This is a genomic window from Methylobacterium sp., from assembly GCF_019750675.1.
In the GTDB taxonomy this organism is placed as follows: Bacteria; Pseudomonadota; Alphaproteobacteria; order Rhizobiales; family Beijerinckiaceae; genus Methylobacterium.
Window position 1 is genome coordinate 1 of the sequence record NZ_JAIEOF010000199.1, and the last position, 7,597, is coordinate 7,597.

General features: G+C 70.8%; 9 protein-coding genes and 1 tRNA gene. 5 read left to right on the forward strand and 5 right to left on the reverse strand.

Going from position 1 to position 7,597, the window contains the following annotated elements; all coding sequences use genetic code 11:
* Both K2X24_RS10460 and K2X24_RS10465 read right to left on the reverse strand, forming a co-directional pair.
* Nucleotides 1–738: a YoaK family protein gene (locus K2X24_RS10460; RefSeq protein WP_292497592.1), complete on the reverse strand. Its 738-nt coding sequence runs from the start codon at nucleotides 736–738 to the stop codon at nucleotides 1–3.
* A 167-nt stretch (nucleotides 739–905) separates the two neighbouring features.
* A complete protein-coding gene (locus K2X24_RS10465; protein WP_292497594.1) occupies nucleotides 906–1,868 on the reverse strand; it encodes a methyltransferase domain-containing protein in 963 nt (320 codons plus the stop codon).
* 41 nt (nucleotides 1,869–1,909) lie between these two features.
* Between K2X24_RS10465 and K2X24_RS10470 the strand changes: the two genes are divergently transcribed.
* From K2X24_RS10470 to K2X24_RS10490, 5 genes are all read left to right on the forward strand, one after another.
* Nucleotides 1,910–2,953 carry a ligase-associated DNA damage response exonuclease gene (locus K2X24_RS10470; RefSeq protein WP_292497596.1) on the forward strand — a complete coding sequence of 348 codons (1,044 nt, stop codon included), beginning with the start codon at nucleotides 1,910–1,912 and terminating at the stop codon, nucleotides 2,951–2,953.
* The gene (locus tag K2X24_RS10475; protein WP_292497597.1) at nucleotides 2,950–4,812 is read left to right on the forward strand and encodes a cisplatin damage response ATP-dependent DNA ligase; all 1,863 of its coding nucleotides are present in this window, start codon (nucleotides 2,950–2,952) and stop codon (nucleotides 4,810–4,812) included. Before K2X24_RS10470 ends, K2X24_RS10475 begins: the two co-directional genes overlap by 4 nt.
* Nucleotides 4,809–5,303 (forward strand): secondary thiamine-phosphate synthase enzyme YjbQ, encoded by a 495-nt coding sequence (locus K2X24_RS10480; RefSeq protein WP_292497599.1) that lies wholly within the window; start codon nucleotides 4,809–4,811, stop codon nucleotides 5,301–5,303. Before K2X24_RS10475 ends, K2X24_RS10480 begins: the two co-directional genes overlap by 4 nt.
* Nucleotides 5,304–5,464: 161 nt before the next feature.
* Nucleotides 5,465–5,752 (forward strand): hypothetical protein, encoded by a 288-nt coding sequence (locus K2X24_RS10485; RefSeq protein ID WP_292497601.1) that lies wholly within the window; start codon nucleotides 5,465–5,467, stop codon nucleotides 5,750–5,752.
* A gap of 133 nt (nucleotides 5,753–5,885) precedes the next feature.
* Complete coding sequence (locus tag K2X24_RS10490; RefSeq protein ID WP_292497604.1) at nucleotides 5,886–6,542, forward strand: cyclic nucleotide-binding domain-containing protein; 657 nt, start codon at nucleotides 5,886–5,888, stop codon at nucleotides 6,540–6,542.
* An 18-nt stretch (nucleotides 6,543–6,560) separates the two neighbouring features.
* Here the strand turns inward: K2X24_RS10490 and K2X24_RS10495 are convergent, their stop codons facing one another.
* The 3 genes from K2X24_RS10495 to K2X24_RS10505 form a co-directional block, all read right to left on the reverse strand.
* On the reverse strand, nucleotides 6,561–7,004 hold the full coding sequence (locus tag K2X24_RS10495; protein WP_238275547.1) for a CAP domain-containing protein: 444 nt from the start codon (nucleotides 7,002–7,004) through the stop codon (nucleotides 6,561–6,563).
* Nucleotides 7,005–7,225: 221 nt separating this feature from the next.
* On the reverse strand, nucleotides 7,226–7,441 hold the full coding sequence (locus K2X24_RS10500; RefSeq protein ID WP_292497607.1) for a hypothetical protein: 216 nt from the start codon (nucleotides 7,439–7,441) through the stop codon (nucleotides 7,226–7,228).
* A gap of 79 nt (nucleotides 7,442–7,520) precedes the next feature.
* A tRNA-Asp gene (locus K2X24_RS10505) sits at nucleotides 7,521–7,597 on the reverse strand.

The following is a 7,597-nucleotide window of genomic DNA, read 5'->3' on the forward strand; positions in this document are numbered from 1 at the left end:
TCAGATCTTGGCCGCCGCCGTGCCGTCCGGCGGGTGCGTCTCGACCTCGCCGCTGACGTAGCGGCTGCCCGGCTTCGCGATCGTCAGCACCAGGGCGATGAGGGCCAGGAGCGCCGAGACGGCGGCCGGGAACAGGAAGGCGTCCTCGCCGTAGCGCATCTGCAGGAAGCCGCCGATCACCGCGCCGGTGCTGAGGGCCGCCCAGAGGGGGGCCTGGATCCAGAACGAGGGCGCGACGGTGCCGAGCATCAGGTTGGCGAGGCCGGTGCCGAACCGCACCACCGCGCCGGTGACGTAGGTCAGCGCGAGGCTGCGACCGCCCTCGTCCTGCAGGGTCGCGTTCTGGAGGCCGAGCGCGATCACGATCGGGTAGGCGTGGAGCGGGAACGCGAAGGTCCCGTGCGGCACGATGAGGCCGATGGTGAGCAACACCGATTGCAGGAGCAGCAGCACCGAGAGGCGCCAGCGCCCGACCCAGGCGGCGATGAGCGTGCCCGCGAAGGCCCCGAAGCAGAACAGCACGATGACGGAGGCGACGCGCGAGGTGCTCTCCCAATCGAACCGGCTCACCGAGACGCCGAATCGCGTCGTGTTTCCGCTCATGAAGGACATGAACAGCTGCGAGAATTCGAGGAAGCCGATCGAGTCGGCGCAGCCCGCCACCGCCGAGAGCGCCAGCGCGAAGGGGATGCGTGTCGCGGCGCTCGCGGGGAACGACTTGTTCTGCGTCTCAGCCATAGGTCTGCTAATCCTCCGTCCCGTGTGGCGGTTGAACTACGGTGGCGTAAGGCCGGTATTCCCAGTGCGGAGCCGGGCCTCGCGCAGAGGCCGCGGGCGGGGTGCACCGATGCATCCGGGGCAACAGTCACGCTCCGGTTTGGTTCAACCGCGTCGTGCGCCGGCGCTCAAGGGCGACAACGAAAATTTGAACGGTCCGGACGCCGGGCCACGATGACCCGGCCGGGCACGTCGACGCCGTTCTCGCGCCGCGCGACGGCCGGCTCGAAGCGTTCGAGCTCGAGGCCCGCCGCCGCCAGGGTCTCTCGCACCAACGCGTCGCCGTGGGCGTAGCGCGCGTCCGGTCCCAGGTTCAGCCCGTCGCCGGGATGCGACTGTACCGTGAACGCGAGGCGTCCGCCGGCACGCAGGACGCGGGCGCTGCCGGAGACCATGCCGGAGAAGTCGCTGACGTAGATCACGACGTCGGCGGCGAAGATGCAGTCGGCCGAGCCGGCCTCCTCGGCGCCGAGCGCCGCCACCAGCTCTCCCTCCAGCAGCCGATGATAGAGGCCGCGCCGCCCGGCCTCGGCCAGCATGCCGGGCGAGAGGTCGATCCCGGTCAGGTGCTCCGGCCGGCCGGCGAGGGCGGCCCCGACGAGTCCGGTACCGCAGCCGAGGTCGATCACCCGCCCGAGGGGCGCCCCCGGGCCCCCCACGGCGTCGAGGGCGTCGACCACGAGGCCGTGGCCGCGATAGGACAGGCCCTCGACGAGGTGGCGGTCGAAGCGCGGCGCGTAGGCGTCGAACAGCGCCCGGACGTAGCCCGGCGAGATCGCGGTGGCGGCCTCGCCGGCGCCGATCCGCACCAGGGCGAGGCGGGCGCCCTGCGCATCCTCGGGGTCGATGTCGAGGGCGGCGGCGTAGGCGCGCAGGGCCGCGTGGTGGTCGCCCGCCTGCCCGCCCCGCAGGTAGCGGGTCTCGCGGGCCCGGCCGAGGAGGAACCAGGCCGGGGCGAAACGCGGGGCGATCTCCAGGGTCTGCTCGGCCATTTCGGCGGCGGCGTCGGGATCGCCGTCGTCGAGGCAGCCCTGGGCGTAGTCGTAGCGCCGGTCGGCACGGAGGTCGCCGGAGGTGATCGTATGGGACATGAGGCTGCGCGGGTGCGTCGGGCGCCCTATATGGCGCGCCAATGAGTTTCAGCGCCAGCGATCTTCTCACCCTGACCCGCGAGGGCCTGTACTGCCCCCTCGGCGGCTTCCATGTCGACCCGACCTGGCCGGTGCCGCGCGCCCTCATCACCCACGGGCATGCCGACCATGCCCGGGCCGGCCACGGGCGGGTGCTCGCCACGGGCGAGACCCTGCGGATCATGGCGGTGCGCTACGGGGCGGATTTTTGCGAGAGCCGGCAGGAGGCGCCGCTGGGTCAGGAGATCCGCATCGGCGACGTCACCGTGCGCTTCGCGCCGGCCGGGCACGTGCTCGGCTCGGCCCAGATCGCGATTCAAGCCCAGGGCGTCCGGGTCGTCGTCTCGGGCGACTACAAGCGCGCCTACGATCCGACCTGCCTGCCCTTCGAGGTGGTGCCCTGCGACGTGTTCATCACCGAGGCGACCTTCGGCCTGCCGGTGTTCCGGATGCCGGACACCCGCGACGAGGTGAGGAAGCTCCTCGATTCCGTGGCCCTGTTCCCCGAGCGCGCCCACATCGTCGGCGCCTACGCGCTGGGCAAGGCGCAGCGCGTCATGGCGCTCCTGCGGGAGGCCGGCTACGACCGGCCGATCTACCTGCACGGCGCGATGGAGAAGCTGACCGAGCTCTACAAGCAGGAGGGCATTCCCCTCGGCGAGACCCCCAAGGTCGTCGCCGCCGAGCGCGCCAAGCTCCACGGGGCCATCGTGCTCTGCCCGCCGTCCTCGATCCAGGACGTCTGGTCGCGCAAGTTCCCCGATCCCGTCACCTCCTTCGCCTCGGGCTGGATGCGGGTGCGCGCCCGGGCCCGGCAGAAGGGCGTCGAGCTGCCGCTCTGCATCTCCGACCATTCCGACTGGCCGGACCTCTGCCGCACCATCCGGGAGACCGGGGCCGGCGAGGTCTGGGTCACGCACGGGCAGGAGGACGCCCTGGTGCATTGGTGTGGAACACAAGGGATCAAGGCCAAGCCCCTGCACCTGCTGGGCTACGGCGACGACGGAGAATCCGAGCCCGCCGCCGTAGCGGAGGAGGCCGCGTGAACGAGTTCGCCCACCTCCTCGACCGCCTCGCCTACGAGCCGCGCCGCAACGCCAAGCTGCGCCTGCTGCAGGATTATTTCACCCACGCCCCCGACCCGGAGCGCGGCTACGCGCTCGCCGCGATGACGGGCGGGCTCACGTTCCGCGAGGCCAAGCCCGCGATGATCCGGGGTCTGGTCGAGGCGCGGATCGACCCGGTGCTGTTCGGGCTCTCGCACAACTACGTCGGGGATCTGGCCGAGACCACGGCCCTGATCTGGCCGGCGCCCCATCCCATCTCATCGAATGACGGCGGCTTATCCGAATCGGGCCGGCAGCGCGGGTCCCCTCTCCTGAAAGGAGAGGGACAGGGTGAGGTGCGTGGCTCATCCGGAGAGGTCACACACCTCACCCCAACCCTCTCCTTCCAGGAGAGGGAGCCTCTGGCGGTCGCTCCCATCGGCCACAACAACCCGCCGCCGCACGTGCCGACGCTGGCCGAGGTGGTCGAGACGCTCGGCACCGTGAAGAAGGCCGACCTGCCCGCCCGCATCGCCGACTGGCTCGACGCGCTCGACGAGACCGGGCGCTGGGCGCTCCTCAAGCTCATCACCGGCGCGCTGCGCGTCGGCGTCTCGGCCCGGCTCGCCAAGACCGCCATCGCGGCGCTCGGCGGCCACGAGGCCGACGCCGTCGAGGAGGTCTGGCACGGGCTGGAGCCGCCCTACGCCACCCTGTTCGCCTGGGTCGAGGGCCGGGCCGAACGGCCGACCACCCTCAACCCGGCGCCGTTCCGGCCGCCCATGCTCTCCCACCCCATCGACGAGGCGGGCGATTTCGAGAAGCTCGATCCGGCGGCCTTCTCCGGCGAATGGAAGTGGGACGGCATCCGCGTCCAGCTGGTCGGCGGGCGCGACGCGGACGGCGCGCAGGTCGCCCGCATCTATTCACGCACCGGCGAGGACATCTCCGGCGCCTTCCCGGATCTGGCCGAGGCCATCACCTTCTCGGGTGCCATCGACGGCGAATTGCTGATCCTGCGTGAGCAACGCGTGCAGAGCTTCAACGTGCTCCAGCAGCGCCTGAACCGGAAGGCCGTGACGCCGAAGCTCCTGGAGGAGTTTCCCGCCCATGTCCGCGCCTACGATCTGATGCAGGCCGAGGGCGAGGACCTGCGCCCGCTGCCCTTCACGGAGCGCCGGGCGCGCCTCGAAGCCTTCGTGGCCGCCCTCGACCACGCCCGGATCGACCTCTCCCCCCTGGTGCCGTTCGCGACCTGGGAGGATCTCGCCGTGGCCCGCGCCGACCCGGCCGCCGTGGGGGCGGGCGCGGATGCCGACGCCATCGAGGGCATCATGCTGAAGGCCCGCGACAGCGCCTACCTGCCCGGGCGGCCCAAGGGTCCGTGGTGGAAGTGGAAGCGGGAGCCGTTCCGGGTCGACACCGTGATGATGTACGCCCAGCGCGGACACGGAAAGCGCTCGTCGTTCTACTCCGACTACACCTTCGGGGTCTGGCGGGCCCGCGAGGACGGCAGCCCGGAGCTGGTGCCCGTCGGCAAGGCCTATCACGGCTTCACCGACGCGGAATTGCAGAAGCTCGACCGCTACGTCCGCAACAACACCACCAAGCGCTTCGGCCCGGTGCGCGAGGTCGCCTATGGGCTCGACCACGGCCTCGTGCTGGAGATCGCCTTCGAGGGCGTGCAGCGTTCGACCCGGCACAAATCCGGGGTCGCCATGCGGTTTCCCCGGGTGGCGCGCATCCGCTGGGACAAGCCGGCGGCGGAGGCGGACCGGATCGAGGCCCTGGAGACCATCCTGGCGCGCGGGATCAGCGAGATCGCGCCGGGCGAGACCCTGAAGGAGGCGGGCGCATGAGGCATTCGGGCAGGAATCCGGGCCAGAATCCGGGCAAGATCGGCGCGCTGCAGGGCTTGTCCGCCGGCCCGGTCGCGCGGCAGGCCGGCGCCACGCTCACGGTGACGACGCCGGGGCAGGGGTTCACGGACATCACTCCAGCAGTCGTGGAGTTCCTGGGCCAGAGCGGCATCGCGACCGGTCTCGTCACCGTGTTCTGCCGGCACACCTCGGCCTCCCTGACGATCCAGGAGAATGCCGATCCGGACGTGCAGACCGACCTCCTCACCGCCCTCGACGGTCTGGCGCCGCGCCATGCCGGCTACGTGCACGGTGCGGAGGGGCCGGACGACATGCCCGCCCACATCCGCACGATGGTCACGGATGCGACCCTCGGCGTGCCCGTCGTCGGCGGACGCCTCGCCCTGGGAACCTGGCAGGGGATCTACCTCATCGAGCACCGCGACCGGCCGCATCGGCGCGAGATCGTCCTGCACGCGGTCGGGGCGTGAGCCACCGCACTTCGGAAACCCCGGGAACTTCGGAAACCCCCGGACGGGACGCGCACGCGAGACCGGATTGACCTCCGGCCGACGGGCGGGCAGAGGGGCACGGAGCCCTGGATGCGCCGATGCGTCGTGCGGGCCGGTCGTCCCCAGCGCAGAGGTGTCCCGTGGCGGATGAAACGGACGACCCGACGACGCCCGCGCGGGCCTTCCCGCCGCCCTGGACCGTGGCCGAGCGGACGGGCAGCTTCTGCGTCGAGGATGCGGACGGCCTCGCTGTCGCCTGGACCTACTTCTCCGACGATGCGGATCAGCGCGCCGCCTCGGGCCTGATGAGCCGCGCGGAGGCGCAGCGGATCGCCAAGGCGGTCGCGATGGTCCCCGAGATGCGCACGATCATCCGCTCGCTGCAGGATGGCCTGGCCGAGGCGGCTGCCGAGGCCCCGCAAGACTGACCCCATGCCGGGCGTGCCTTGCGAGACTCGCGAGCGTCTGCGAGGGCGGTCGGACACGATCGACCGGAGGCCAGGAGCCGGAGGGCCCGAGCCGGAGGCCAAGAACGGAAGGCCATGAACCGGAGGCCATGACATGAACGGGCTCAGCCTCGATTGGGTCGAGGCCATCGGATATCTCGGCACCGCGCTCACCATCACCGCCTCGGCGATGACGACCATGATCCCGCTGCGAATCATCGCCCTGGTCGCCAGCGTGGCGGTCATCACCTATGGCGCGCTGATCGGAAGCTGGCCCGTCGTCCTTACGGAGGCGATCCAGATTCCATTCAACGCCTTCCGCCTCTGGCAGATGGCCCGCCTCGTGCGCCAGGTTGAGACGGCGGCCGACGGCGACCTCTCCCTCGACTGGCTCAAGCCCTTCGGAAACACGATCCGCTTCAAGGCGGGGCAGACCGTGTTCCGCAAGGGGGAGGACGCGAACGAGATGTACTACGTCGAAGGCGGCGTCTTCCGGATTCCCGAATACGGGATCTTGGTGCGGGCCGGCGGCGTGGTGGGCGAACTCGGGCTGCTCTCGCCGGGCAACACCCGCACCGCCTCCCTGGTCTGCGTCGAGGCGGGACAGGCGCTGCGGATCTCCTATTCGGAGGTCAAGCAGCTCTACTATCAGAACCCGGAATTCGGCTTCTACTTCCTCAAGCTCACCAGCGAGCGCCTGTTCCAGAGCGCCCAGCAGCGCGCGCAGCCCCTGCATCCGGCCGCGATCCCGGCGGGCAACGAGGCGCTCTGAGTTTTAAACCCAGTGGCGTCAGCCCCCGGCCATCACCAGCGCCCAGAAGCGCTTGTAGCGGGTGCCCGGCGCATCGACCCGCGCGATGCCGACGCGCTTCAGCTGAGGCATGAGCATGTTCTTGTTGTGCTCGGGCGAGGCTTTCCAGCGGGCCAGCACCTCGTCGAAGGTCGCCGAGCCGGCGCTGAGGTTCTCGGACGCGTAGGTGCGGCCGAAGCCGGCCTCCGCCATGCGAGCATTGAAGGTGCCGCCGATCTCGTGGCTCAGCCGGCCGGCCTTCGCGTTCGTGCCGGCCTGATAGGAGGCGGCCCGGATCAGGCTCGAATCGATGACGACCGGGCCGAGCCCGTGCTGCGCGCGGTAGCGCGAGATCGCGGCGGCGGCCGCCTGCTCGTCGAGGATGACGAGGCTCGTCGGCTGGTCCGGAGCGAGGAGGCTCGGTGCGCCGCAGCCCGCCAGCATGAGCAGGACGGACAGGCCCATGACGGAGCCGCCGAGGCGGGCGCCGCGCGAACAGGGACGACGGAGAAGGGTAAGGACGTTGCGCATCGATGCGGGCGGATCTCGGTGGGGCGGCTGGGCGTCCCTCGCCTTGCCCTCCGATACGGCGAAAACACGGCGTCATTGCCCTGCTTGCGCACGGGTTCCGGCCCCTGTGGCCCCGGCACCACGGGAGATCGGCGTCAGATCCGCGTCCCACGATCGCGCAGGGGTGCACCGCAGCGCCACCCGGTGATGCGGAACTCGGGGTGCGTGCCGATCCACCGTGCCAGTTGCGGCTGGGCGACGTGCAGGCAGGCCGGAGCATCCTCCACGTCCAGGGCGAGCTTCCGTGATTCGCAGGTGTCCGGCGCGCGGGCGAGGCAGGCCGTGAAATACAGGAAGAACACGCCCGACATTCGTCGCCCTCCGGAAAGATCCAGAGAATGAGAGTAGGGTGGCGGGCCTGAAAAGCGAGGTGGGTCGGCCCGAAGGCGATGGCGCGGGCGACGGGACTCGAACCCGCGACCTCCGGCGTGACAGGCCGGCACTCTAACCGACTGAGCTACGCCCGC